24 protein-coding genes are annotated in these 26259 nt (G+C 40.9%); 6 read left to right on the top strand and 18 right to left on the bottom strand.

Going from position 1 to position 26259, the window contains the following annotated elements; translation table 11 throughout:
• Window positions 1-58: 58 nt before the first annotated feature.
• Window positions 59-739: a metal-dependent hydrolase gene (locus tag ACFOZY_RS05010; RefSeq protein ID WP_378152936.1), complete on the bottom strand. Its 681-nt coding sequence runs from the start codon at window positions 737-739 to the stop codon at window positions 59-61.
• A gap of 112 nt (window positions 740-851) precedes the next feature.
• Between ACFOZY_RS05010 and ACFOZY_RS05005 the strand changes: the two genes are divergently transcribed.
• Entirely contained in the window at window positions 852-1940 is a 1089-nt protein-coding gene (locus tag ACFOZY_RS05005; RefSeq protein WP_378152934.1) for a M24 family metallopeptidase, read from the top strand.
• Window positions 1941-2007: 67 nt separating this feature from the next.
• Here the strand turns inward: ACFOZY_RS05005 and ald are convergent, their stop codons facing one another.
• Window positions 2008-3126 carry an alanine dehydrogenase gene (gene ald, locus ACFOZY_RS05000; RefSeq protein ID WP_378152932.1) on the bottom strand — a complete coding sequence of 373 codons (1119 nt, stop codon included), beginning with the start codon at window positions 3124-3126 and terminating at the stop codon, window positions 2008-2010.
• Window positions 3127-3304: 178 nt separating this feature from the next.
• Between ald and ACFOZY_RS04995 the strand changes: the two genes are divergently transcribed.
• Window positions 3305-3754: a universal stress protein gene (locus tag ACFOZY_RS04995; RefSeq protein ID WP_378152930.1), complete on the top strand. Its 450-nt coding sequence runs from the start codon at window positions 3305-3307 to the stop codon at window positions 3752-3754.
• A 48-nt stretch (window positions 3755-3802) separates the two neighbouring features.
• Here the strand turns inward: ACFOZY_RS04995 and ACFOZY_RS04990 are convergent, their stop codons facing one another.
• The 10 genes from ACFOZY_RS04990 to ezrA all read right to left on the bottom strand — a co-directional run bounded on the left by ACFOZY_RS04990 (window position 3803) and on the right by ezrA (window position 14170).
• Window positions 3803-4729: a class I SAM-dependent methyltransferase gene (locus tag ACFOZY_RS04990; protein WP_378152928.1), complete on the bottom strand. Its 927-nt coding sequence runs from the start codon at window positions 4727-4729 to the stop codon at window positions 3803-3805.
• Between the two features lie 50 nt (window positions 4730-4779).
• Complete coding sequence (gene tpx, locus ACFOZY_RS04985) at window positions 4780-5289, bottom strand: thiol peroxidase (RefSeq protein ID WP_378152926.1); 510 nt, start codon at window positions 5287-5289, stop codon at window positions 4780-4782.
• A gap of 27 nt (window positions 5290-5316) precedes the next feature.
• Window positions 5317-5952, bottom strand: a complete 636-nt coding sequence (locus tag ACFOZY_RS04980; protein WP_378152924.1) for an RDD family protein — start codon at window positions 5950-5952, stop codon at window positions 5317-5319.
• Window positions 5953-5963: 11 nt separating this feature from the next.
• Window positions 5964-6974: a signal peptide peptidase SppA gene (gene sppA, locus ACFOZY_RS04975; protein ID WP_378152922.1), complete on the bottom strand. Its 1011-nt coding sequence runs from the start codon at window positions 6972-6974 to the stop codon at window positions 5964-5966.
• Between the two features lie 62 nt (window positions 6975-7036).
• Window positions 7037-7939, bottom strand: coding sequence for an EamA family transporter RarD (rarD, locus tag ACFOZY_RS04970; RefSeq protein ID WP_378152920.1), 903 nt, complete (start codon window positions 7937-7939; stop codon window positions 7037-7039).
• Window positions 7940-8038: 99 nt separating this feature from the next.
• Complete coding sequence (gene mbcS, locus ACFOZY_RS04965) at window positions 8039-9625, bottom strand: acyl-CoA synthetase MbcS (protein WP_378152918.1); 1587 nt, start codon at window positions 9623-9625, stop codon at window positions 8039-8041.
• A gap of 133 nt (window positions 9626-9758) precedes the next feature.
• Window positions 9759-9959 carry a small, acid-soluble spore protein, alpha/beta type gene (locus ACFOZY_RS04960; RefSeq protein WP_378152916.1) on the bottom strand — a complete coding sequence of 67 codons (201 nt, stop codon included), beginning with the start codon at window positions 9957-9959 and terminating at the stop codon, window positions 9759-9761.
• A gap of 81 nt (window positions 9960-10040) precedes the next feature.
• On the bottom strand, window positions 10041-11243 hold the full coding sequence (gene thiI / locus ACFOZY_RS04955; RefSeq protein ID WP_378152914.1) for a tRNA uracil 4-sulfurtransferase ThiI: 1203 nt from the start codon (window positions 11241-11243) through the stop codon (window positions 10041-10043).
• Window positions 11243-12376 carry a cysteine desulfurase family protein gene (locus ACFOZY_RS04950; RefSeq protein ID WP_378152912.1) on the bottom strand — a complete coding sequence of 378 codons (1134 nt, stop codon included), beginning with the start codon at window positions 12374-12376 and terminating at the stop codon, window positions 11243-11245. Before ACFOZY_RS04950 ends, thiI begins: the two co-directional genes overlap by 1 nt.
• Before the next feature lie 72 nt (window positions 12377-12448).
• On the bottom strand, window positions 12449-14170 hold the full coding sequence (gene ezrA / locus ACFOZY_RS04945) for a septation ring formation regulator EzrA (RefSeq protein WP_378152910.1): 1722 nt from the start codon (window positions 14168-14170) through the stop codon (window positions 12449-12451).
• Window positions 14171-14352: 182 nt separating this feature from the next.
• Between ezrA and ACFOZY_RS04940 the strand changes: the two genes are divergently transcribed.
• Entirely contained in the window at window positions 14353-14832 is a 480-nt protein-coding gene (locus tag ACFOZY_RS04940) for a GAF domain-containing protein (RefSeq protein WP_378152908.1), read from the top strand.
• 43 nt (window positions 14833-14875) lie between these two features.
• Here the strand turns inward: ACFOZY_RS04940 and ACFOZY_RS04935 are convergent, their stop codons facing one another.
• From ACFOZY_RS04935 to ACFOZY_RS04920, 4 genes are all read right to left on the bottom strand, one after another.
• Window positions 14876-17458 (bottom strand): polynucleotide kinase-phosphatase, encoded by a 2583-nt coding sequence (locus ACFOZY_RS04935; RefSeq protein ID WP_378152906.1) that lies wholly within the window; start codon window positions 17456-17458, stop codon window positions 14876-14878.
• On the bottom strand, window positions 17455-18795 hold the full coding sequence (locus tag ACFOZY_RS04930) for a hypothetical protein (RefSeq protein ID WP_378152903.1): 1341 nt from the start codon (window positions 18793-18795) through the stop codon (window positions 17455-17457). Before ACFOZY_RS04930 ends, ACFOZY_RS04935 begins: the two co-directional genes overlap by 4 nt.
• Before the next feature lie 101 nt (window positions 18796-18896).
• Complete coding sequence (locus tag ACFOZY_RS04925; protein ID WP_378152900.1) at window positions 18897-20126, bottom strand: aminotransferase class I/II-fold pyridoxal phosphate-dependent enzyme; 1230 nt, start codon at window positions 20124-20126, stop codon at window positions 18897-18899.
• A gap of 91 nt (window positions 20127-20217) precedes the next feature.
• Entirely contained in the window at window positions 20218-22101 is a 1884-nt protein-coding gene (locus ACFOZY_RS04920; protein WP_378152897.1) for a sensor domain-containing diguanylate cyclase, read from the bottom strand.
• Window positions 22102-22237: 136 nt separating this feature from the next.
• Between ACFOZY_RS04920 and ACFOZY_RS04915 the strand changes: the two genes are divergently transcribed.
• Together ACFOZY_RS04915 and rpsD are read left to right on the top strand one after the other, a co-directional pair.
• Window positions 22238-22405, top strand: coding sequence for a hypothetical protein (locus ACFOZY_RS04915; protein WP_378152895.1), 168 nt, complete (start codon window positions 22238-22240; stop codon window positions 22403-22405).
• 26 nt (window positions 22406-22431) lie between these two features.
• Window positions 22432-23034, top strand: coding sequence for a 30S ribosomal protein S4 (gene rpsD, locus ACFOZY_RS04910; protein WP_378152893.1), 603 nt, complete (start codon window positions 22432-22434; stop codon window positions 23032-23034).
• Window positions 23035-23085: 51 nt separating this feature from the next.
• Here rpsD and ACFOZY_RS04905 read toward each other — a convergent pair whose 3' ends face one another.
• Both ACFOZY_RS04905 and ACFOZY_RS04900 read right to left on the bottom strand, forming a co-directional pair.
• A complete protein-coding gene (locus ACFOZY_RS04905) occupies window positions 23086-23334 on the bottom strand; it encodes a hypothetical protein (RefSeq protein WP_378152891.1) in 249 nt (82 codons plus the stop codon).
• A gap of 11 nt (window positions 23335-23345) precedes the next feature.
• Window positions 23346-25193, bottom strand: coding sequence for a DNA ligase D (locus tag ACFOZY_RS04900; RefSeq protein WP_378152889.1), 1848 nt, complete (start codon window positions 25191-25193; stop codon window positions 23346-23348).
• Between the two features lie 106 nt (window positions 25194-25299).
• On the opposite strand from ACFOZY_RS04900, the gene ku reads away from it, so the two are divergent.
• Window positions 25300-26142: a non-homologous end joining protein Ku gene (ku, locus tag ACFOZY_RS04895; RefSeq protein WP_378152887.1), complete on the top strand. Its 843-nt coding sequence runs from the start codon at window positions 25300-25302 to the stop codon at window positions 26140-26142.
• The last annotated feature ends 117 nt before the right edge of the window (window positions 26143-26259 follow it).

Genomic DNA, 26259 nt, shown 5'->3' with positions numbered 1-26259 from the left:
TGGTCAAATGGTTGAATGGAAGGACCGGGAAGCAACAGCCTCCCGGTTCCTGTTCTGTTTATAGTTCAAAACCATCTCCTGCAGATAACACCTTAACATCTGCTCCGGTTACAAGATCGACAAAATTTTGTGGATCCTGTTTAATAGGCGGGAATGTATTGTAATGGATTGGCACTACAGTCTTCGGTTTCAAAAGTTCAACTGCATAGGCTGCATCTTCAGGTCCCATCGTGAAATTATCACCGATCGGCAAGAACGCTACATCAATCGGATGCCGCTCCCCAATCAGTTTCATATCCCCAAATAGAGCTGTATCGCCTGCATGGTAAACTGTTTTCCCTTCTGCCATGAACAATATACCCGAAGGCATTCCTGTATAAATGATCTGCTGATCCTCGGTTTCGTAAGAGGACCCATGAAATGCCTGTGTGAATTTAACCTTCCCGAAATCGAATTGGTATGATCCACCGATATGCATACTATGCGTATTTACTCCCTGCCATTCTAAGTAGTTTGCCAATTCAAAGGGAGCAATAACAATGGAGTCATTCGCTTTCGCAATTTGGACTGTATCTCCAACATGGTCGTTATGTCCATGTGTTAATAAAATTGCATCGGGCTTCTCCGCTTCAGCTTTCAAATCAGTTAAGCCGTTCCCAGAAATGAACGGATCAATCAGAATGGTATATTCACCTGTTTTTATTTTCACTACTGAATGTCCATGATATGAAATATACATGCTCAGACCCCTTTCATTTTTAAAAGTAATCATTATAATTATACGATATTCATCCCTTTAAACCCTTTTTTTGATATGCTTTATATATACCGATTAGAGTAGAGGTGCCTAAATGAAAAAGATAAAAGAACTACAAGCTTATTTAAAAGAACAACAGTTGGACGCTGCATTCATCACGACGCCGGACAATGTTTTTTATGTTTCCGGTTTTGACAGCGATCCACATGAACGGTTATTAGGTGTCATGGTATTCCCTGAAGCTGAACCGTTTTTAATCGCTCCAAAAATGGAGGTTCCCGATGTTGAAGCTGCTGGATGGATATATGAAACCGTTGGCCATGCAGACACTGATAATGCCTGGGATTTAGTAGCCGAAGCAGTTTCAAGACGGGCGATACCATTGAAAAAGTTGGGCATTGAAAAATCTCATTTGACGGTCGAAAGATTAGAGTTGCTGAAATCTTCTTTCGAGAAAGCAGAAATTGTAGGCTTCGATGACCAACTCAACCAAATGCGTGTCATTAAGGATGAATCTGAGCTGGAACTTATGAGAAAAGCTGCTGAGTTAGCAGATTACGCGATTGAGGTCGGCTGTAGGGAAATTGCTGAAGGCAAAACTGAGTTGGAAATTTTAATGGCAATAGAGTTCGAAATGAAACGCAAAGGTGTCTATATGTCTTTTGATACGATGGTATTGAGCGGTCCAAAAGCCGCTTCACCACATGGCACTCCAGGTGACCGAAAAGTACAGAAAGGTGATTTCGTATTGTTCGACTTGGGCGTGGTCTATAAAGGATACTGCTCAGACATTACAAGAACTGTCGCTTTTGGTGAACCGAATGAAGAACAAAAAGTCATTTATGAAACCGTAAGAAAGGCAGAACAGGCTGCCGTTGACGCCGTTAAGCCGGGAGTCCTTGCAAAAGATCTCGACAAATTAGCTCGTGACATCATTACGGAAGCGGGATACGGGGAGTACTTCACGCACCGTTTGGGACACGGACTCGGGATTTCCGTCCATGAGTTCCCTTCTGTTACAGCAACAAATGAGATGGCTCTAAAAGAAGGAATGGTCTTCACAATCGAACCTGGAATATACAAAACAGGTGTTGCCGGAGTTCGGATTGAAGACGATGTCGTCGTTACAAAAGATGGGGTCGAGGTTCTTACGAAATTCCCGAAAGAATTGACGATTGTTTAAATATCAATTTTCATCAATAAAGGATCTGTTCCCTCTCAAGAAGGGAGCAGATCCTTTTCAGGTTTTATTATTGGTTTAACAGACTCTCAGCCGGTACATATTCAAGCCCTTGGTCTTCAGCCACTGCTTTATACGTAACATGGCCATCTAACGTGTTAAGCCCTTTTAATAAGGCAGGATTATCTAAGCAAGCTTGCTTAAAGCCTTTATTAGCAATTTGAAGTGCGTAAGGAACCGTCGCATTCGTCAAAGCCATCGTAGATGTACGAGGCACCGCTCCTGGCATATTCGCAACCGCATAGTGGACTACTCCATGCTTTTCATATGTCGGGTTATCGTGCGTAGTTACTCGATCAGATGTTTCAAAAATACCACCTTGGTCAATTGCGATATCCACCACGACTGAACCAGGCATCATAGATTGAATCATCTCTTCTGTAACCAGCTTCGGTGCTTTGGCACCAGGTATTAAAACAGCACCTACAACAAGATCGGATTCCTTCACAGATTCAGCAATATTATATGGGTTCGATATCAACGTTTGAACATCCCCACCGAATAGGTCGTCCAATTGGCGCAATCGTTCAGGACTCAAGTCGATTACGGTAACTTGTGCTCCCATGCCAACAGCAATCTTCGCCGCATTCGTTCCGGCAATACCTCCACCAATCACGGTTACTTTACCACGTGAAACTCCTGGAACGCCTGCAAGCAAGATCCCTTTACCGCCGTTAATGCGTTCAAGATACTGAGCCCCGATTTGTGTAGCCATACGACCTGCAACTTCACTCATCGGTGTTAAAAGTGGCAATGAATTATTTGGAAGCTGTACAGTTTCATAGGCTATACCAACGACTTTTTTCTCCATCAATTGGCGGGTCAATTCAATTTCCGGTGCTAAATGAAGGTATGTAAAAAGAATAAGTCCTTCTCGGAAATAGTTATATTCGGACGGAACTGGCTCTTTAACTTTCATGACCATATCTTGAGCCCATGCCTCTTCCGCTGTCGGTACAATCACAGCACCCGCTTCGCGATAGTCTTCATCAGTAAATGCAGAGCCAAGCCCCGCTCCTGATTCAATCACAACCTCATGGCCGGATAGTTTCAAGTTGACGACGCCGGCTGGTGTCATCGCTACGCGGTTTTCGTTATTCTTAACTTCTTTAGGAACACCAATACGCATTTCATAACCCCCAAATACTAAAATAATAATATTACTTTAACTGCACCTCCATTCTATCAAATACTCTTTGAAAATGCTTCCATAATTTTTAGAGATTTCTCGCATAACGTCAATAAAAGAGGGAAATGTTTGTTGGATGTCGAATGTAGTTAATATATTGTCAGGGAGGATGATTATTATGTCATTAAACTACAAACAAATATTAGTAGCAGTTGATGGGTCTAAAGAAGCGGAATGGGCTTTTAAAAAGTCTGTCGGTATTGCAATCAGGAACCAAGCAACTATCAATCTTGTCAACATCATTGATACTCGTTCATACTCTTCCATTGAAGCTTATGACCGTTCAATTGCAGAACGTGCAGAGAAGTTTGCACTTGAACTATTGGAAGGTTATAAGAAAGAGGCTGAAGCAGCAGGCGTCCAAAATGTAAACATGGTGGTCGAATATGGTTCCCCGAAGGTGCTCATACCGAAGGACCTCCCGAAGAAGCATGAAATTGATTTGATAATTTGTGGTGCGACTGGTTTGAACGCTATGGAACGATTCTTGATCGGTAGTGTATCAGAAATGATCGTCCGTACAGCAAAATGCGATGTACTCGTAGTTCGAACAGAAGAAACTCTTTAAATGCAAAACCCGATGTGAGACCTCACATCGGGTTTTTGTGATCATTCCCTACTTATTTTCCTCAATCCATTCTTCGACCTTAGCGAAAAATTGGGCCATCGGTTGCTTTTCCGACATATTTGGTACTTGTCCAAGCAATACGTCTTTTGGTGCACTTCCTCTATCGCCCGCTTTTTGTAGGACGAGGATACTTTTTTCCAAAGCTTTGTTTTTGAACATATTACCTGGAAGCTGGAAGACCGCTTGAATCCATGTATATTTCTTCAAAAATGAATATAGTTCAGTTGCTTGTTCAGATTCAAAAATAGAAGCAGGTGCTAAAAAGAAAAGATAGCCCCCATCTTTTGTATGGCGGATGGACTGCTCGATAAATAAATGATGAGCATAAGACATCCCCTCTTTAGCCTTCAACTCATAACCGGCAGCGGTCGCATCATCAGGGTAATACCCGTAAGGTAGATCCGCGATTACTGCATCTACTGGATCAATCAAGAGATGCTGCAGTGCATCCTGACGGTATAAATCTACCGGTTGCTGAAGCAAGTCAGCGGAAACAGCAGTTAGCTGAATCAACGTTTCATCAATTTCCACTGCTGAAGCAGTTGAAACTTTACCATCCAAATAATTCATAATTGTAAACAAAAGATTCCCTGTTCCCACGGCTGGTTCAAATAACGAAATCTGTTCTTTGTCCTTCGTAAATTGCTCAACCAAATATCCGAGCAGTAGACCAAGCGAGTCAGGCGTCATCTGATGATGAGGCTGGGAATGTTCTTTCATCCCCTTCAAGATTGCCAATTGCAATCCCTTTCTTACTTCCTCTTTTGCTGGAGTTTTCACATCTGGACCCTGTCCATCCAGCCAATCTTCTGCAGCTAAGAGAACACCTTCCAAGTACGGCATTTCACCGTTTTCCGAATGCTTGACTGCTTCCTTGTCCAAAAAGCTAAAAATGACTTCTACATTAGTTTGCATGCTTACTCCCTCTCAAGCCAGAAACCCACTCGGTGGAGTGGGTTTCCTTGTTACTTTCCAGTCAGTTGTTTTACAGCCTCAATTGCCTTTTCATAATCTGGGTGGTTTGTTCCTTCTTGTACGTACTCCACATATGTAACCTGATCATTCTGATCGACTACAAATACAGAACGTGCCAACAAACGGAGTTCTTTCATAATTACACCGTATGCTTCACCAAATGAAAGATCACGATGATCGGATAATACTTGGACAGCCTCAATACCAGCTGCTGCACACCATCTTTTCTGTGCAAATGGAAGATCGACCGAAACTGTTAGTACAACAACATCTTCACCTAGTTCAGCTGCACTCTCATTAAACTTACGAGTTTGAGCATCACATACGCCTGTGTCAATGGATGGAACAACACTGATCAATCGGATTTTTCCTTTTGAATCTTGTAAAGTAACTGGATTCATATTATTATCTAATACTGTAAAATCTGGTGCTTGATCCCCTACATTGATTTCTTTCCCAAGCAGAGTTACGGGATTACCTTTAAACGTTACGTTAGCCATGTTGAAGCCCTCCTTTCCTTCATCTTACTAAAAGGCGTTCGGCTCTTGCAACTCGGACAAACTTTCACGTTTCTTAAATATTTTTTTCATTTGTTTCATATAGGAACTTTCATGGACAACCGTTGTATCCGCTATAAAATCATGTACTCCTTGTTTTTTGGGGGTAAATGCGACAAGGAAATACAAGAAATAAAGGATTAGAAACGCTGAAGAAATAATACGCCCTACCCATTCACGGAAAAGAACCGTCGACCAGGACAACGATTTGCCATTCAAAGACACTACTTTTATTCCCAAAATCATTTTCCCGACCGTTTGACCAAAGAACTTAGTCATTAATACAAAATATAAATAGAAAATCACAGCTGTAATAATAGTGATTGGTGCATACCAAACATCGGTTGCTATTTCCCAACCTGCCAACCGGAAAATCGGATAGACCAACAGCCTGCCGATGGACCATAAAACGATCATGTCTATTAAATAAGCCCAAAACCGTGTCCAAAAACCTGCATATTTCAAAACGAATTGTTCAACTATTTTCACATCGTATTGAGGTTTTTCCGGAATTGGCACTGGTTGTGTACGATCTGAATGATGGTTACTCAATTCACCCATTTCCTTCTGTGATTGTTCTGGGTGATTCCCATTCAATTCACTCATTTCCTGTCACCTCACATTTCACCATATAAATACATCATTCGTGGTGCGCTGTAATCTGCGAGCAATTGGCCCATCAGTTCCGTTTCCAAGCTGCCGCCAAACAGAGACGAAGCTTTCATGGCGAACAATGAAGTAAAGTCCTGGTTAATACCGTACTCAAATACTTGGGCGTTTTCTATACCAAGATCCGTTTTAATGGCTGCCACAACATCCTCCGCATAACCATAGTCATCTGCAAGACCGGATTCAACCGCTTGACGTCCATTCATAATACGACCATCCGCAATCTTTTTAACTTCCGCTTCTGACATCCCACGTCCTTGTTCGATGACATCAACAAAGGTCTCATAGGAGTCATTCGCCATTTCTTGGAACAATGCCCGTTCTTCCTCTGTCATTTCACGAGTTGCACTGCCCATGTCCTTGTATGGACCCGTTTTGATCGTAATAAAGTCAAAACCGTATTTGTCGGCAAATTCACCGTAGTTCAAGGCTGAGAAAATAACTCCGATTGAACCTGTCATTGTTTCTTTATTGACGAAAATCTTATCAGCGGGAGCCGAAATATAGTAACCTCCGGAAGCAGCCATTGCCCCCATTGATACGTAAATCGGAATTTGCCGTTCTTCTTTGATTTCCATGATTTTGTCATAAATTTGAGCAGATTCTACAACTCCGCCCCCAGGTGAATTGACTTTCAATACAACCCCTTTTATAGAGTTGTCTTCTTTAATCATTTCAAGCTGGTCCATGAAGAATTGATGATTATAACCGGCAGTAGCGAACAAAGACGTTGCCTGTCCGGTGTCTTGAATAACACCATCTACTGTAAGCACGGCAATTCGATCAGATACACTGCCATCCTCAACCACATATTCACTTGCAGTGTTCGATGTAGCCATCATTTCTTCAAAAATTGAAGTGAAATCGCTACTTAGCATGGAACTCAGCGTATTGACTCCAATTGAAATAACTAAAAGTAAAGCGGCTACGCCAAGCGCAATCCATCTTTTTAAATTCATATGTATCCTCCTTTTCCACCACTAAACTTTACGAATGAACAGTAGAATTGTTTCAAAATAACTTAATTTATTTTCACTTTGTTCCGATTACCCTTGAAAGTTGAATATGAAAACAGGAGAAGCGATAGCCAAATCAAAGAAAATGAAAGGATATCAACGTTCCCGAAATTCTCTCCATATACTAAAACAGCTAAGAGTAACATAAGAGTCGGGGCAATGTATTGCAGAAACCCGATCATGTAGAGCGGAATTCTTTGAGCCCCTTTTGCAAACAAGAGAAGAGGAATCGCTGTAGCTGCACCACTCAACATTAATAATAGGTCAGTTAAACGGTCCGTGTGAAGAAATTGAGCATCACCTTTGGCGAATAAAAAAATATAGTATGTTACCGCCAACGGAACGATAAACAAAGTCTCAATCGTCAAGCCTCTAAGTGCTTCGAGTTTAACTGTCTTTTTTATAAGTCCGTAAAAAGCGAAACTGAGTGCTAAAGAAAACGCCACCCATGGAAATCGGCCATACGCAAAGGTCATGATCAAAACACCAGCCAAAGCGATAAAAAATGCGACGATTTGGGCTTTAGCCAATCTTTCCTTTAGGAATACAATACCAATCAATACTGACACAAGTGGATTAATGTAATAACCTAAGCTCGTTTCTATAATTCGGTCAGTATTTACTGCCCATATGTATAAAAACCAGTTAATGGATATGAGAAGTGCAGCCAAAATCAGACTGAGCATTTGTCTTTGATCCTTCATTAATCCTTTGATATCCGATAATAATTCTTTTCGTTTTCCGAGAATCATGACCACTAAGAGTGTGGTAATGAAAGACCAAAAGATTCTGCTCGCTAATATTTCTCCACTTGAAACTTGGCTGATGGTTTTCCAATAAAGCGGGAAGAATCCCCATAATAGATAAGCACTTGCCGCCCAAATAATCCCTTTTCTCTCTTCATTCATCTTGAACCCTCATTTCAAAAACGCTGAACAATCTATATCTTACACCTCTGCATATAAAAAGACAGCCTTCAAAGGCTGTCAACATTGTTTATTTTCTAATTATCCTTTAACTTTTTGAGCTGATTCTGTATTTCTTAATTCTACCCGGCGGATTTTGCCGGATGCTGTTTTAGGTAATTCTTCTATAAATTCGATCGCCCTTGGATATTTGTAAGGGGCAGTAGTTTGTTTTACATGATCTTGCAATTCCTTGACTAATGTCGGAGAATCCTTTTGGGATGGATTTTGAAGGACGATGAATGCCTTCACGATATTTCCTCTAATTTCATCCGGACTTGCTACGACTGCACATTCTTTAACAGCCGGATGCTTCGTCAATGCATCCTCTACTTCAAAAGGACCGATGGTATAACCAGAACTGATGATGATATCATCACCACGCCCCTCAAACCAAAAATAACCGTCATCATCCTTCTTTGCCCGGTCGCCAGTCACATAATAATCGCCACGGAATTGCATTTTTGTGCGTTCCGGATCTTTGAAGTATTCTTTGAACAATGCAGGAGTTTCGATATGAACTGCGATATCCCCAACTTCCCCGGTTTCACAAGGTTTCCCTTCCTCATCGATAATTTCCACACGATTGCCTGGAGTCGGCTTGCCCATTGAACCTGGACGTGGATTCATTCCTTCCATTGTTCCGACAAGCAATGTATTTTCTGTTTGTCCATATCCGTCACGTACAGTTAATCCAAAAAGTTCCTGGAAAGTTTCAATCACTTCACGGTTCAACGGTTCCCCTGCGGAAACTGCGCTATGTAATGAAGAAAGGTCAAATGTACGGAGCGATTCCAATTTCGCCATCAATCGATATTCTGTTGGTGTACAGCAAAGGACTTGGATTTTATTGTCCTGTATACACTGCAAGTATTTTTCCGGTTTAAATTTTCCATTATACACAAATCCTGTCGCACCACTGCCTAACACAGATAGAAACGGACTCCAGATCCATTTTTGCCAACCAGGGCCAGCAGTTGCCCATACAAGATCACCTTTATTTATCCCTAACCAATGTGGTGCCGCTGTTTTCAGATGAGCGAATGCCCAGCCGTGTGTATGGACAACACCCTTTGGTTTTCCAGTAGTGCCGCTCGTGTAAGAAAGGAAAGCCATGTCGGTATTTTTAGTTTTTGGAGATTCAAACTGATCGCTCACTTTTTTCATTTCGTCAGTAAGTGAAATCCAATCACCTGTCCCATTCCCGATTACGAACTGTTTAATGTGTTCCAGTTCGTCAACACTACTGAATTGATCGATGAACGGTTCATACGCAACAACCGCCTTCGCTCCAGAATGCTGAAGTCGATAACTTATTTCTTTTGAGCGAAGCATTTCGGAACTTGGGATGACGACTATCCCTGACTTTAATGCAGCCAAGTACACTATGTAGGCATCAATGAGCCGGGGGATCATGACTAATACTACATCGCCCTTTTTTAGGCCTTCATTAGAAAAAACATTAGCAGCCCTGTTAGTCTCTTTTAAGAGGTTATAATAGCTGATTTCTTTTCGGTTACCCGCTTCATCTTCCCAAATCAGCGCCAATTGAGATTCATCAGTGGCATATCTCTCAACTTCTTCTACTAAGTTATACCATTCCGGTGCTATCAGTTCCTCACGTTTCATCCAGAAACCTCCTTTAAAATCACTAATTTAAGTATATACCTATGATTTTATTATTTCAAAAATAGATAATATTAAGAGAATTTTTTTCAAACAAAAAGGCCGGCAGCTCGTAAGCTGCCGGACCGTTATTTTTTTATCCTTGGTAACCGCCCATTTGTTCTTGCGCTTGACGCACTAAACGCTTTGTGATTTCTCCGCCAACGGAACCGTTAGCACGCGCTGTAGCGTCTGCGCCAAGTTGCACTCCGAATTCTTGTGCAATTTCGTATTTCATTTGTTCAAGAGCTTGACGTGCCCCCGGTACTAAAAGCTGATTAGAATTGCTATTCGGCATGTTTCTCACCTCCTTGTGACTATAGAATGTACAGCTTAGAACTTTTCATTCTCATTTTGGAGGTGGTAAATCATGCATAGTTTAGAGTAAATCTTCAAATGATTGCTCTTCTTTACGAGGGAAAGTTATAATCTCCCGGTTTTGTATTGCTTCACTGATCATTTCGCTGAAATCAGTGAATCCTTCATAAAACTCCACTTTTTCAAGTTTCGGTTTTGTTTTAGGACTTGCCGGTGTAAAAATGGTACAGCAGTCTTCATACGGTAGAATTGATATATCATATGTGTCGATTTTTTTTGCAACATCAATGATTTCCAACTTATCAAACGTAATAAGCGGACGCAAAACAGGTGTAGATGTTACCGCATTAATAGCAGTTAAACTTTCAAGCGTTTGGCTAGCAACTTGACCTAAATTCTCACCTGTCACAATGGCTTTCGCTCCAATATCGTCACGAACTTCATCTGCAATTTGGAGCATTAATCGCCTCGTTGATGTCATGGAAACATTTTCCGGTACTTGGCGGTGAATTTCTTGCTGTATTTTCGTAAAAGGTATTACGTGAAGTCTAACTTCGGAACCAAATCTGCTTAAGCGTTCAGCCAAGTCCATTACCTTTTCTTTGGAACGTTCGCTCGTAAAAGGTGGACTGTGAAAATGAATCGCATCAATTTTCACTCCGCGTTTCATCATAAAGTAACCTGCGACCGGACTATCGATACCGCCAGAAAGCATAAGCAACGATTTTCCGTTCGAACCGACTGGCATTCCTCCAGGGCCAGGAATGACTTCAGCCATTATAAACGCAGCTTCTTTCCTAATTTCTACGATTAGCTCAATATCCGGTTTCTTCATCTGAACATGTATTTCGGGAAATTTACTTAGTACAAATCCGCCAATTTCCTGGAGAAGTTCGTTTGTTTCAAGCGGAAATGACTTATCAGATCTTTTGACAGTTGCTTTGAAGGATTTCCCTTCATACTCCAACGTCTCCATCACTTCAACCGCTTTTTCTTTTATCTTGCCCAATTCCGGTTCACAAATTGCAACAGGGCTGAAAGAATGGATTCCGAACACCGAAGGAAGTCGTTTGATCAGTTGCTCCATTTCTTCTTCTTTGTTTGCGGATAAAAACATCCGATCACGCTCAGCATTTATTTTTAATGTGTCCAAATCGGAAAAAGTTTGTTTTATATTTCTTCTTAGCGATTCAATGAATTGCTTCCGGTTTCTACCTTTTGTTGTCAATTCACCATATCTTATTAGTATTTTGGTCCATTTCATTAGAGATGTTCTCCTTTAATTATGCTTATTGCCTGCAAGAATGCTGACTTGAAATCCTCAATATCATCGTCGGTAGTGTATAAACCGAAACTGATGCGGATGACTCCATTTACGAATTCATCTTCCATATGAATTGCCCCAATAACGTGACTCGTCTTAGTATTTCGTGAAGAACAAGCACTTGAAGTTGATACATATATGTTTTGGCGCTCGAGTGCGTTAACAAGCACTTCACCTTTAATACCTCTAAAGGAAATTGATAGAATATGTGGTGCACTTTCATATGGTGTTATAATCCGGATGAATTCATAATGTGAAAAGAAGGAAATCAATTCCTTTTTCCATTTTTGAAAATTAGACGAACGATTTTCCTCGACTGACAATCGCATAGCTTTTGCGAGAGAGGCAGCATTTGGAACTGAAACTGTACCGCTTCTCATGCCAGATTCTTGTCCACCACCGAAAAGAAGGGGTTCAAACGGAATTTTATGACGGAAGGCCAATAACCCAGTACCCTTCAAACCATTTATTTTATGACCAGATACTGTTATGGCATCGGGACCCACTCCCTCAAAATTTACAGGCAGTTTCCCAAAGCTCTGAACACAGTCCGAATGAAAATACGCCCGTGAATGTGAATGTATCACTTCGGCGATTTCGGCGATAGGCTGAATGGTTCCTATTTCATTGTTGACATGCATGATACTGACAAGTATTGTATCCTGACGTAATTTACTTTCTAATTCTTGCAAAGATACTTGACCATTGCGGTTTACAGACAGATAGTCGACCTCAAACCCTTCCCGCTCCAATTGTTTAAATGATTCCAATATAGATGGGTGTTCAATGACTGAGGTCATGACATGCCGTCCTCTTTTTTTATTTGCCCGTGCAATTCCGAAAATAGCCATGTTATTAGATTCCGTTCCTCCGGAAGTAAAGTAGATGTTCTCAGCTTCTGTTAGTAACAGTTTGCCGATTTGTTGTCTTGCACCTGTCAGCAGACGTTCCGCCTCTACTCCCATTCCATGCAATGAAGCAGGATTCGCATAAAATGCCTCGTTCGCTTTAACAAACGTGTCCATTACTTCCTTTCGAGGCTTCGTTGTAGCACTATTATCAAGATAGATCATCGGTTCCAGCCCTTTCGAAAAGAAAGCCACCAGCACGAAACTGTGCGGTGGCCATTTCTTCTATTATGTCCATTATGCTTCCTGTTTGACAAGTAGTTCGATTTTTCTCATTGCGCCTGGTTCAAATTCCTCTACAGCCGTTCCGGCATCTTCAAGCGCTTTTGCGTATCTAAACTGGCGGAATGCCTCCTCTGCTTCTAAAAGCCGAGCATTCATCTCCGGGTTATGTGCACGGTAACGGTTACCGTATTGAATAATCCGCTCGATTAGCATCACATTTTCAAGCATTTCGTCTGCCTTCGCTTTTACTTCATGTATACACTTATCAGCTTTCTCCAAGTAGTTAGTGACAAGGTTCATGTTCAAAGGAATTTCCTGTAAGCTTTGCATTACTACGTATACATGTTCTTCCGCTTCTTCAAGTCTTGCATCCATTTCTTCAGGGATTCCAGGAATATTCGCTTTGTGAAGCTTCCGATCCGTTTCCTGAAGCAATTTCTGAAGCACCTCAAGATTATTACGGGCAACAATTTCATCTTCACGTAAACTCTTCAACCGCTCCGCGAAGTTTCTCTGGCCGCTTTCAATCCGGTCGAGCTCATCTGATATTTCCTGAATCTCAGATTGTAGGGCCGAATAAGCAAGCTGTTCTTCTTCCATCCGTTCACCAATAATTTCATACCGCTTATGGAACTCTTCCAAATTCTTTAATGCTTCTTTCGGAAGTTCCGCTTCTTTTTCAGATAATCTATAACTTTGTTGTACCAAAAGTGCTTCATCATTCGTTGATCGAGTGATAGTAGTTACTTCTTCCAATTTATCTTTTGTTAACAAATAGTGAAGGTCGACATATTGTTTTGCCATTACTTCATTTTCCAAAAGATCATAAATGGACTCGATTTCATCTTTCATTTCATTGAGCCGTACTTTTACAGGTTCAACATCCAAGTCTGCAATTTGCAATTTCAAGGAATTCAATTCCTCATCCATTTCGCCTAATTTCTGTTCAAGCTGCAAATGTTCCAAATAGTAAGATTGCTCTTCCATTTCACGCTGTCCGCCTCGCAAGTCTGCAATGGAGGCAGGGATTTTTTGTTGTAGATCAGATAGCATAACCGGGATGTCTTGAATCAGATGGAATACTTGGTCACCTTTTTCCGAAAGGAGTAGTACAATCTCTCTTGCCTTCAAATAATCTCCGTGTCCGGTCAATTCATCATATTGTTCTAACAATGGTTTGAATTCTTCCAGTTTATTTTCTAATGCATCCAGCGCCACACCAAATGAATGCTGATGAGCAAGAAGGGTTTTTCGGGCACTTCGATACTGTTCATGGAGTTGATCGATTTCATTTCGGTTTTTTTCCTCGCTGCCAATCAGTTCATGCAATTCACGTAAGATCGTATTCATCTGTTCATCACAGAAGTTTATCTCTTCGCCAATTTGCAGCTCAATTTGGGAGGCTCTTCTAAAACGGAAACGGTCCAGCATTTCTTCTGCATCAAAGAGAAGTGAATCTATTTTCGGCATATGTATATCCATGATTTCAGTCCAGGAATTTCTCCACCGTTCAAACATTTCCTCAGTTTGGCCGTTCATGTTGAGCTGTTTGACTTTCGTCATCTCCTCCAAGATCGGCCGGTTCTGAATTTGTAGCTTATCGTTCTCCAGTTTTGCTATGATACTTATATGTTTACGTCTCATAAACCATGAAACAGTTAATATCGCAATCAGTATAATGATTCCAATGATGATCGATTCCATCATAAGCCCCCTGTTCCAAATCCAATGCAAGTTTGACTATATACTTATCTATTATTCCATTATAGTTGTTCAATATCAATTTTTGTATGGGGAAAATGAAGAAAATTGAAGAATTGTATTCAAAGTTGTCGAAATCAGTCAGCATTTTTTAATTGCGAGCAGATTTAGAACTGTCTATACTAATTACAAATGAAGATTAATGAGGTGTTCCTATGTTCACGAAATCAGCTTACGACGGAAAACTTTCCGAACAATACAATACATTATCCAAACAGCTGAAAGCTTTGTTGGAAGACGAACCTAATCGAATTGCCAATTTGAGCAATGCTTCCGCCTTACTGGGCCAATTTTTAGACCGGATTAACTGGGTGGGATTCTATTTAATGGAGAATGGCGAGTTGGTGCTTGGACCCTTCCAAGGACTTCCTGCATGTGTAAGGATTGCAGTCGGCAAAGGAGTTTGCGGAACAGCTGTTGCTAATAGAGAAACAATGCTCGTACCCGATGTCCACGCTTTCCCTGGCCACATCGCATGCGATGCAGCTTCCCAATCTGAAATTGTTGTTCCTATTATTAAAGATGGAGAAGTAATCGGAGTATTAGATATCGATAGCCCTGAAAAAAACCGTTTTTCCGAAGAAGATCGTGCAGGGCTTGAGAAGTTTGTCGAGGTATTGGTGAATTATATTTAATTTACAAAGATATGAGCAGGCATTCGTTGCCTGCTCTTTTTTCTTATAATCTGGGATCTACGGGTTCTGATTCTAACGCTAAGACTCCTAATACACATTCATGTATCCTCTCAATAGAATCCCTTTCAACAAAACGTTTGATTCCTTCAATTCCTAAAGCAAATTCCTTCAATGCATTCTTTTGTTTTTTATTCGTATTACGCTTCTTCAAACGGATTAGATTGGCCGGCTCTAAATAATCCATACCGTATATTATCGACAAATACTTACGTCCACGAACTTTGATGGCAGGCTGCAGTAATCTTCCCTTATATGTTGAAATATATATTTCCGGCTTAATGACGATTCCTTCATGACCTTCCTTTGTCATCTCTTCCCACCATTTTATAATTTCTAAATCATCAGATGGATTGGATATGATCTTATAGTCTGTTTCAACAAACAGTGTAGATCCAGCAGAAAGTTTGCGATTCATCTCCATATGCCATAAATGAGGCTTATCGAAAAAAGTCTGATTGCTATGGGCTAACACATGGAATGGGGCAATTTGAATCTTCTCTATCCCCTCCACATTCCAACAATAGTTTTGGAACACTTCCTTGAAAACATGAGCATTCTGTAATTTCATATCGTAGATTGAAAGCCAATCGCGAACATCTGTAAATTCAGACTGCTGTAACCGTTCGATTAGTTTTGAACGGTCCAGCAAAGCATTCTCTGATACATGGGCATATTGTTTTCGGATTAGATCTTTAGCTTTTAAATTCCATGGCATGATTTCAGTATCCAAACAAACATAATCTGTCTCATAGTGCTCAAAATAGTCTTTTTCTCTCAGCTCGTCTACGATTATTTGAACCACATTATTTTCGGTATCCTGATCGAAAAAACGTCTGCCTGTTCTTGTATAAATGACTCCGTTGGTTGCTGTGCCAATTGACTTGACAGCGGCTTGACTGTCTTTGAATATAATCATAATTGCTCTGCTGCCCATATGCTTTTTCTCTGCGATTAGTTTTGTCACTCCATGATTTCGATAGTAATTGATTGCCTCCTGAGGATGTTCCAAGTAGTCATTTAAAGCCGAAGGTTCAGGAGTGGGACTCATTGTCGGCGGAATATAAAAAAGCTTTTCAATTGGAAGGGTGTTACGCGAAACGGAATCGATCGCCGATTTCACTTGATTGGAAGGAATTTTCACATCTCCTAAGTCTTGCGTATTAACGGTATATCCATTTAAGAAATGAGCAATATTAGGCAAATTAAACCTTTTCCGCTTCCACTCTGCTAACGGGTGATCTTCATAACCGGAATAGTTTATTTTTGCTTGGACGCTCATAATTTCTCCGTCGGGATATCGAAAAGCAGTAAGTCTTCCTCCAAATACAACCCCTTGGTCGATATTCAATGTTCGATTTATGAATTGGGGTTGTGGTTTCGGATCGTGTCCCCAGACTATCAGCAAACTTCCTTTATGATGTACGGTCCAGTCTTTTCGAATAGGTCTATTCGTTTCATCCACTCCATCTGTATCTCCATATCGGCAAAAGTCAGAAATTTGTTCTGATTCTTTTCCAATCCATTCATCCTTGATACCTGCATGTGTACAAACTACAGTCGGCACACCATTCTTTGTTATGACGTAATGGGATGGTGCTTCCCATAGAAACGACTTCAATTCAGCCTTCAGTTGGTTTGCTTCCTCTTGCCCATATTGTCTTTCATATTCTCCTATTTCGGCTTCAACACATTCATCCCCATGGTTTAAAGTAACATTCCGTCCTTCTAACCAACGGGCAATTTTCCATCCATGATTGCTGTCAGTCATAAAAGCCAAGCCATTTTCGATATGCTTCTTAAAGAACAACATCGTCTTCAACGATTCTGGCCCTCTGCTCATAACATCTCCAACAGACATGAACCTTCTACCTTCAGGATGAATATAAAATCCAGCTTTCTCTTCATACCCTAACTTTGTCAGTAAGTTGATCAATTCATCAAAGCAGCCATGAATATCGCCTATGAAATCAATCCCATTTCCCACATCAATGTAAAGCGGATTTATACGGCGTGAAATTTCTAATTCTTCATTCTCGCCAATCCTATACACCGAGTGGAAGCCTTCTCCATTTATCGATCTTAATCCCTTTTTAAAATGGTGTATTTGCTGTCTTACCCTTTTCATTCCTCTCGGTTGATCCCTTATCTGATCTCGATGGAATAAAGTCTCATCACGTATATCCAATACGATGGCAGTAATAGGCACATGGAATTGTTTAGACAATGCAACATAACGTTTACGATCTTCAGCGAATAAGTGTGTAGCATCTACGACTGTCAGCTTATTCAATCTACACCTTGCCTTAATGACTTCTTCCATCATTCGGAAAGCCTCTCCTGAAATGGTTTGGTATTCTTCAAAGAGAGCGTCAGCCTCGTCCTTAGGGCGATTTGTCCATGAGATAAAATCCGTGTCCCCTACTGCTAACCGGAACTCATCAGAACTGACTATCTCCGTTCGAAGCAAAATCCCTTGATCAATCCATTGTTGGAGGTATGTTGTTTTTCCGCTATTAGACGGTCCAACTAATATAACGATACCTGCGTGCGGAAATTGAATCTTCAAAGGGTTTCCTCCTTCCGGGTAAATGTGCACATTTGAGTCGGTGTTCCTTTTACTCGATCAATGTCGCCAATTCCCTCAAACTCGACGAAATAGTCATCAGTTTTGACCTTATTGCACCAATCCTTGAATTGTTCCCTCGTCCACTCAAACCGATGATCCTCATGCCGCCGCTCTTCTTCCATTCCATATACTTCATTAAATTCATTATTAGGAGTAGTGATGATCAAAGTAGCCGGCATATATTGATTCAGAATGAGTTCCATCACTTTTGGAAGCCGCTCCTCATCTAAATGTTCAATCACTTCACAAAGGATCATGACGTCTTTTCCTTGAAGACGTTCGTCAAAGTAAAAGACTGATCCCCAAAGCGGAATGGGCTCGATGAACCCCTCTTTCTCTTCTTTCAGTCGTTCGAAGCGCTTAACAGCCTTAACAGTTTCAGATGTGGAGGGCTCCACCGCCAACACTTCCTCCACCCCATCTACAAAGGCTAATTTCGCTGAAAGTTTCCCTTCTCCAGACCCGAAATCGACTATTTTCCTTCTTTTAGATAAGCTCTTCACTTTCTCCACGATTCTCTCGTAGCGCAGTTCGTTTAAAGGTATATGTTCTACTCTTCTTACATCTGTTAATCCAAAATGACTATATAGTTCCTTGAACCGTAATGTTTTCCGGATGATGACTTCTCTCAGAGGATGATGCTCTAACCAACCTTCCCCATATCGTTCAAGTTTTTCAATTTCCCGTTCATCGATATAGTAATGTTTGTAGTTATCCAACAACGGAATGAGTATGAATAATTGTTGTAATCCATTTTGTAGTGTGACGTTCCCACGTACTGATATATAAAGGGCTGAACTTCGCTCTTTTAGAGAAAATGTATAATCAGGCTCTTCAGTTTCGAAAAGAACAGTGTATCCTAATGGTTCAAACAGTTCACGAATCGTCAGTTCTTCTAAATCTGTTGCTACAGGTCCGAATGAAAAGGTCAAATCGAAAGGATGACTTACCCATTCGGCATATTCCTCTTTCGGTTTTCCGTTAAGACCAGTGGCAAGAGCCGAACGGATTAGAGAAGTAAAGATACTACTTACCACGAATTCGCGATCGTTAATATAATGAGTAATATCATAGGCCTTGTCCGTTCCGTTCACTAATACAAGTGGGTCAGGTGTTACAAATACCGTAACTTCTACCTCATTTTCACTAAATTTTGAAAAGAATAACCGGACAAGATGATCCTTTTGTACACGTTCATATAGATTTACTGGGTTTTTAGCCAGTAAGTGTGAAAGAACATGAACTTGTTCCCCAACTCCTTTAATCGTCAGCTGCATAGTACCTCCCCTTCCACCATCCAAATATATACATATATTCATCATTATCCATATAAAATGCCACCCCCGCAATCAGGAGTGGCAAATGTGTTATTTTTTCACTATATTACAGCCGCAGAAGAATCCTGGGTGCTTAAATATTCGTTCAAGCATTTGAAGGCCATCCTCAAATCTTCTATCAAATCATCCGGATGCTCTAAACCTACCGACAGCCTTAACAATGAATCAGTGATTCCCATTGCTTGGCGTTCAGTTTCCGGTACTACTGCATGAGTCATCGTTGCAGGATGTTGAATCAAAGTTTCAGCATCACCGAGGCTGACGGCTATTTTGATGAGTCCCAAGCTGTTCATGAAGTGGCGCGCTCCTTCTTTTCCTCCCATGACAGAGAATGAAATGATGCCGCCTCCTGACTTCATCTGTTTAACAGCAATCGGATATTGCGGGTTGTTCGGATCAAATGGATAATATAAGTCTTCCACTAATTTTTCCTTTTTCAAGAATTGCATGAGCCGGTCCGCGTTCGACACATGACGGTCCATTCTGACATGGAGCGTCTTCAGTCCTCGAATCATGAGCCATGCATCAAATGGTGATACAATTCCCCCCACATCTTTTTGAACAGTTAAACGCAATTTTGACATATCCTCTTCGTCTGCTCCTACCAGGATTCCGGCTATGACATCTCCGTGTCCATTGATATACTTCGTCGCACTATGAAGGACGTAGTCTGCACCCATTAGAATTGGATTTTGCAAATATGGAGAAGAGAACGTATTATCCACAATCACTTTTAGGCCATGACGTTTAGCCACGTTATGGACTGCTTCCAAATCAACAAGTTCCATCGTCGGATTGATCGGCGTTTCCACATAAATACAAACGGTTTCAGGTTTTAAAGCGGCTTCGATCATTTCCTCTGTATCCATTTTAATAAGGTCATGTGTAATACTGTATTTATCTTCCATCATCTCTAAAAGACCAAACGTACAGCCATAGATTCCCCGAGAACAAAGGATATGATCTCCTGCCTTTGTCACATAGATCAACACAGAACTAACTGCAGCCATTCCGGAACCGAACACGAGTGCAGCCGCCCCATGCTCAAGTGCCGCCATCCGTTCTTCCAAAACTCGGACAGTCGGATTTCCTAACCGGGAGTAAATGTTCCCCTCTTCCTGTCCCGAAAACCTGAGCTCTCCGGACTCTGCATCGGGGAATGAAAAAGTCGATGTTTGAAATAGCGGAACCGACAAGCTCCCCTCATGTTTCGACGCATCATACCCCTTATGGATTGCAATTGTTTCCATATGCATACCATCTTTCAACATATAAAAACCTCCCCTTTTTGTAAACGCTTACATAATCCCCTTTCTCTTATTCTATTCGTTTACTGGAAAAAATGAAAGGGACAACCTACCCTTATTGCAAGGAATTGGTTGTCCCGTAAATTCTCATCTGGTTCTTTCCAGAATTTTTCGCTTCGTAGAGTGCCAAGTCAGCCTGGTGGAAAATTTCAGATGTTTGGAGTACGTTCTTTTGGTTCCACTCTGTTAGTCCAATCGAAACCGTTACAGATGGATTGGTCAACTGGGGAATATCCGTTAGTAATTGTCTTGCGAACGTTGTCCCTACATCAATACGACAGCTTGGGAGATAAATTCCGATTTCTTCTCCACCCCACCTGACTCCAATGCCGTTCCATTCTTCGCAAGCTGTATGAATACGCTCAGAGATTTGAATCAGCACTTCATCGCCCTTTAAATGACCGTATCGATCATTGACCGTTTTAAAATTGTCTACATCCATAATTAGTAGGACACCAGATTCGTCCTTTTCAAATGATGATTGTACGTATCGGTCAAAATACTTTCTTGAGTAAAGTTTCGTTAAATAATCTTTATCCACCATTTCCTGAAGCCGCTCGCGAAGCTTTGAGTTCGTGATGGCCAAAGTAGAATGCTGGATCATGGATTGCATGAGCTTGAAATTTTCAAATGAAAAATAATAAGGTTCCCGATGCAGTACAAGGTAGAATCCGATTACTTTTCCGTGTTCCAATAATGGGACAGCCATCATCGAACGGTACTCCGCATCCACATATCCTTGCTTTTTAATATCGGCTATAAATAACGGTTCATCTGTCTCTTTGAAATGATCTTCAGCGTAGAAGATGAAACGTCCACCGTTGAATGAGATGAATCCATCCTCTAATCCGATGATATTGTATCCTTCCCGCTCATGATCGTATAGTATAAATCCCGATTGCGAAGGCTTGAACGATATATCCATTTGCTCAAGCAAATAATGCAGCTTCTCATCCAAGCTGATATTTAAATTCATCTTTTGTGAAGTTTCATTTATAAGCTGTAATTCTGAAATCAATTGGTGCGATTGCTGGTAAAGCTTTGCATTTTCAAGTGCATTTCCAGCAGTCTTGGCAAGCATTCCAATATAATTCATCTGACTGTTCGAGAATAAATAATCATAAGGAGCTGCCAATTGAAGTATTCCATAAATCGCCTGTCTTCCCCTGATCGGAACGTTCAAAAGACGTGCGTTTAGTTCAGGAGCTTGTTCGGTCGTCATATTACCTGAAACATATGCCTCTAAAGTAGAATCCCTTTCCGATGTATAATGAAGGTTTCTCACTATCCCTTGAAGTGTTTCGCCGTAATCATTGGACAAGATCAATTCCGTTTCAAAGTCTGGGAATGTATTTTTTACGGATCGGATAATTCCATTCAGGATCGGTTCTACATCCATTGTTGAATGGAACAACTCGGTTACGGCATACAAATTTTTATACTTACGTTCTTGTTTAATACGGTATACCGATTGTTTAACAGTTCCTACAATCATAGAAAAAAGTGCGATGAATTGGCGTCGCGATTCAGGCAAGGCAATGAAAGTTCTCCATTGCTCAGTGGATTTCAGCAATAATACGCCTATTGGTCCTGATATGTCGTCTTTAATTACAACGACTTCATCTGCATAAACGAATCCCCGTTCATGGAATAGCGAAAGGACGGCTGCTTCTCCTTCTGTTTCCTTTTCCTTTAAGTCTCTCAAAGAGACCGAGTTCAATTTTTTCTCGGTGGAATAATTCCATCTCATCGGAACGAATCGTTCTTTATCAAAAACCAGGAATTCTGCCTGTTGAATATTAAAGAACCTGTTAAAATGAGGGCCAAATAAGGTAAACCATTCTTCATATGTATTTACCGAAGTCATATTTTCCAGCAAAAGCTCAAGTACTTCCACTTTTAACCGGTCAATTGTTAGTAGGTCTTTCAACGCACTCACCTATCTCGTATAATTATCCCTCTTATAATTAACATAAGTATAGCTCATTCAAACCTTTTAGACTATTTTGAAAGATTTATTTATAGTAAAATTCTCATGCTCTTGACAGTAGATGGGAAAAGCGGTATGATGTTCGTTGTGTAAAATAAACGCAGCAGTTGTGTGTGTCAATCTGTTCATTTTATACCTTGGATCGATTTCCAATGGTGCATCGCGTAACCCCTTGGCTGCAGGGGCGAAGTTGCAGGATGATAAAATGGCAATCGACTTGAACACTTCTGGTTTTTATTTTACAACAAAATAAAACCAAAATAGAGGAGGAGCTTATACATGGCTCGCTACACAGGTCCATCTTGGAAAATTTCCCGCCGTCTTGGTATTTCCCTAAGCGGTACAGGAAAAGAATTAGAAAAACGCCCTTATGCACCAGGACAACACGGTCCTAACCAACGTAAAAAACTTTCTGAATACGGTTTGCAATTGCAAGAGAAGCAAAAGCTTCGTCATATGTTCGGAATCAACGAACGCCAATTCAGAACTACTTTCGATAAAGCTGCTAAAATGGCTGGTAAACAAGGTGAAAACTTCATGATCCTTCTTGAAACTCGCCTTGATAACGTAGTTTACCGTCTTGGTCTTGCTCGCACTCGTCGTGCAGCTCGTCAATTAGTCAACCATGGTCACGTAATGGTTGATGGCAAACGCGTTGACATCCCTTCTTACAGCGTAAAACCAGGTCAAACGATCTCTCTTCGTGAGAAATCCCAAAACTTGACTGTAGTTGATGAATCTATCGAAGTTAACAACTACGTACCTGAGTACCTTTCTTTCGATGCTGATAACAAAGTTGGTACATTCGTACGTCTACCAGAACGCAGCGAATTGAGTGCAGAAATTAACGAAGCACTTATCGTTGAGTTCTACAGCCGGTAATCTTACCTCAACAAAACCCTGCTTGCCATATTGGCTGCAGGGTTTTTTCAATTAGTGAAATACTTTTCTTTTCGCAATTCTTGTTTCTGCCAATCCGTGATTCAACAAGTGTTCACCTAAGTGATGTGAACTGCAGAAAATATCTCCTGCATAGTAAATGTAGGAATCCCCTTCATAAATTTCCTGATGACAAAGATCACATGAGAATAAGATTTCCTCTTCCTGTGGCTCCTCCGGCAGTCCTTCTCCAGTAATCATCGGGTTTTCCACTTCCAAATCCATAATTTTCCCCTTTTCCATCCTTCCACCTCTTATCCGTGTTTAACGATTTCCTTCAATTGATCCAATACATCACCAAATGGCTGCTTTTCTTTGACATAGTCAAAATCCTTGAACAGGTTACCCATAGTTCTTACACGGTCCAACACTGCTGGAACCGGAAACTGTCCTGGCCTTAAGTTAGAATTGACCTCTTCCCATTTCAAAGGTGTAGCAACCAATCCGCCTTCATTTCCCCTTGGGGAATATGGTGCGATGATCGTTTTTCCTTCTTTGTGCTGTACGTAGTCCAAGTATAACTTGTTTCCCCGGTTCTTTTTTAACCGCTCCGTCGTGAACCATTGGGGCTCTTGCTCAACGAGAAAGTCACATACAAACTTCGTAAATATTCCGGTTTCATCGTAAGTAAAACTGTCCATTGTCAAGGGAATGTACACTTGCAGGCCTTTCCCGCCGGAAGTCTTCACAAAAGAGTGGAGTCCGAACTGATCAAGTATCGCCTTTAGCCGTAGCCCTGCCTCTATGGCTAAGGTAAACTCTTGTACAGATGGCGGATCCAAATCAAACACAATCTCAGTAGGCCTTTCAGTATGAATAGTCTGGAATGGAATATGAAATTCCAATGCCAACTGATTACCGAGCCAAAGTAATGATTCAATGTCATTACAAAGGATATAGTTAATATCCTCGACAAGCTTTGTTTGTATAAATTCCGGAGAGTAGTCTGGTGCATGCTTCTGGAAAAAACGTTCAACATCCCCCGTCACACCATGGGGATAGCGAATGACTGTCAATAACCTGTCTTTCAAAAAAGGCAGCATATAAGAAGAAATCTTTTGTAAATAGAGCAAGTAATCATCTTTCGTATACCCAATCTCTGGCCAAATCGGTTTATCGGGATGGGTGACTTCCACACGTTCCGGAATTGGATAGAGCTGACGCTGTAACGTTTCCCACGTACAATCTAATGGTCCCTTTTCAAAGTTAAAGGATTGGAATCTCGGTTCCCTCATATGTGTTCCATCAAAATCGATACATCCGACGTTAGCACAGATTGATGGCTCAAGTTCCCAAATTGAAGAAGAAGTCTTCTTTCCGTTCTGTTGAAATAGTGTAGCCAACGTTTTGACTTCCTCATCAGACATTCCATGGAGGAAATTGACGATTTCGATCCACTGACCTTCTTTATTGACCGCACCAAAAAAATAGGAGTTTACTTTATCATATTTCGTCAAGGCTACCGTTATGATTCTCCAATTCTTCACCTTTAACCAACGGTCAGTCCGCTTTCCGTTTTCATATATACTTCTCTTGCTTTTCGCTACTACTCCTTCACCGCCATAATTTACGACAAACGGCCATAATCTTTCTGAATCAGTAAATACTTCTACAAGTTGAAGTTTTATTTGGTTTAAATAATCTACTTTTAAAGGTAGACCCAATTGTTTAAATAACTTTTTCAGTGAGGTTTTTCGTTTCGTCAATGAATCTGTTGCCTGTTCTTCGCCTTGTATTTTCAGAAGATCGAATACTACATAATGGCATGGGAATTTCTGAACGTGTTGGTCAATGACATCCCGATTACGCATCCTGCCTCTCGTTTGAACTTTCGAAAACTCGCTTTTATAATCGTTGACCAAATATACAATCTCACCGTCTAATGATAGGGGCAGAAAGGGTAGCATTTGAGATTTTATTTCTTCACAAAAGAGGAGGATTTCAGGATACATCTCATTTAATGATTTTCCATTGCGACTGATCAAAGAAATTCCGTCTTCATCCCAATTCAGAATACAACGAAATCCGTCATATTTCGTTTCGAAAACCCAGTCCTTGCCGCTTGGCAATTCATCTGCTGCTGTTAGAAGCATTGGTTTCATATCGTTCACCACCTTCGTGATCGTCCACTTAGCTTTTGATGTGGTGAACTTGTTATACATGGTTTTACTTGAACTCTACATAATAAGAAAAAAAGCAGGTGATCGAATGCATACAGTATGGAAAGGCAGCATCAGCTTCGGGTTAGTCAATATCCCTATTAAGCTTCATGCCGCGACTGAAAATAAAGACATAAAACTGAGGCAGCTTCACAAAGAGTGCCATTCACCCATCAGCTATCAGAAAGTTTGCCCCGTTTGTGATAAGGAAATTCAAAATGAGGATATTGTAAAGGCATATGAGTATTCAAAGAATAAATTTGTTGTATTAGATGCCGAAGAACTCGAACGCCTCCGAAAAGAAAATGAGGAAAAGGCGGTTGAGATCATTGACTTCGTGAAATTGGAGGAAATCGATCCGATTTACTTTGAACGGAGTTATTTCATGGCTCCGGACACTGGTGGAGGAAAAGCATATGCACTTTTAAGGAAAGCATTGCAGGATTCAGGCAAGATCGGGGTCGCAAAAATCATCATAAGGTCGAAAGAGCAACTGGCTGTTGTACGTGTTTACAAGGATGCATTATTGATGGAGACCATTCACTTCCCTGATGAAGTCCGTAAAGTGGAGGATGTCCCGAATATCCCAAGCGATGAAAAAGTGGTCGAAAAAGAATTGAAAACCGCACTCCTTTTAGTGGACCAGCTTACAACAGACTTCGAACCAGAGAAATACAATGATGATTACAGAACTGCTTTAATGGAACTCATTGAGGACAAGCGTACTGGTCAATTGACTGTAACAGCTACAGAAAAACAACCGGCTGCCGCAGCAACAAACGTTACCGATTTAATGGCTGCTCTTCAGGCATCACTCGATCGGACAAAGAAAAAACCTGCTGCCGCACCAAGGAAAAAGAAAGCGGCTGCCAAGAAGAAAAAAGAAGCATAGATGCGGCCTTAAGGACGACCAATTCCAGGTCGTCTTTTATTTGTACCCAAATCCGCTTAAACAACTTGAGTTTTTAAAAATTGTAAACATCTTATCAACCCAAACTAAAAGAAGACC

Origin of the sequence: Chungangia koreensis (genome assembly GCF_042651785.1) — a bacterium.
GTDB lineage: Bacteria > Bacillota > Bacilli > Bacillales_A > Planococcaceae > Chungangia > Chungangia koreensis.
Note: the sequence above shows the minus strand (reverse complement) of the source record. Positions and strands in the feature narration are given on the sequence as shown.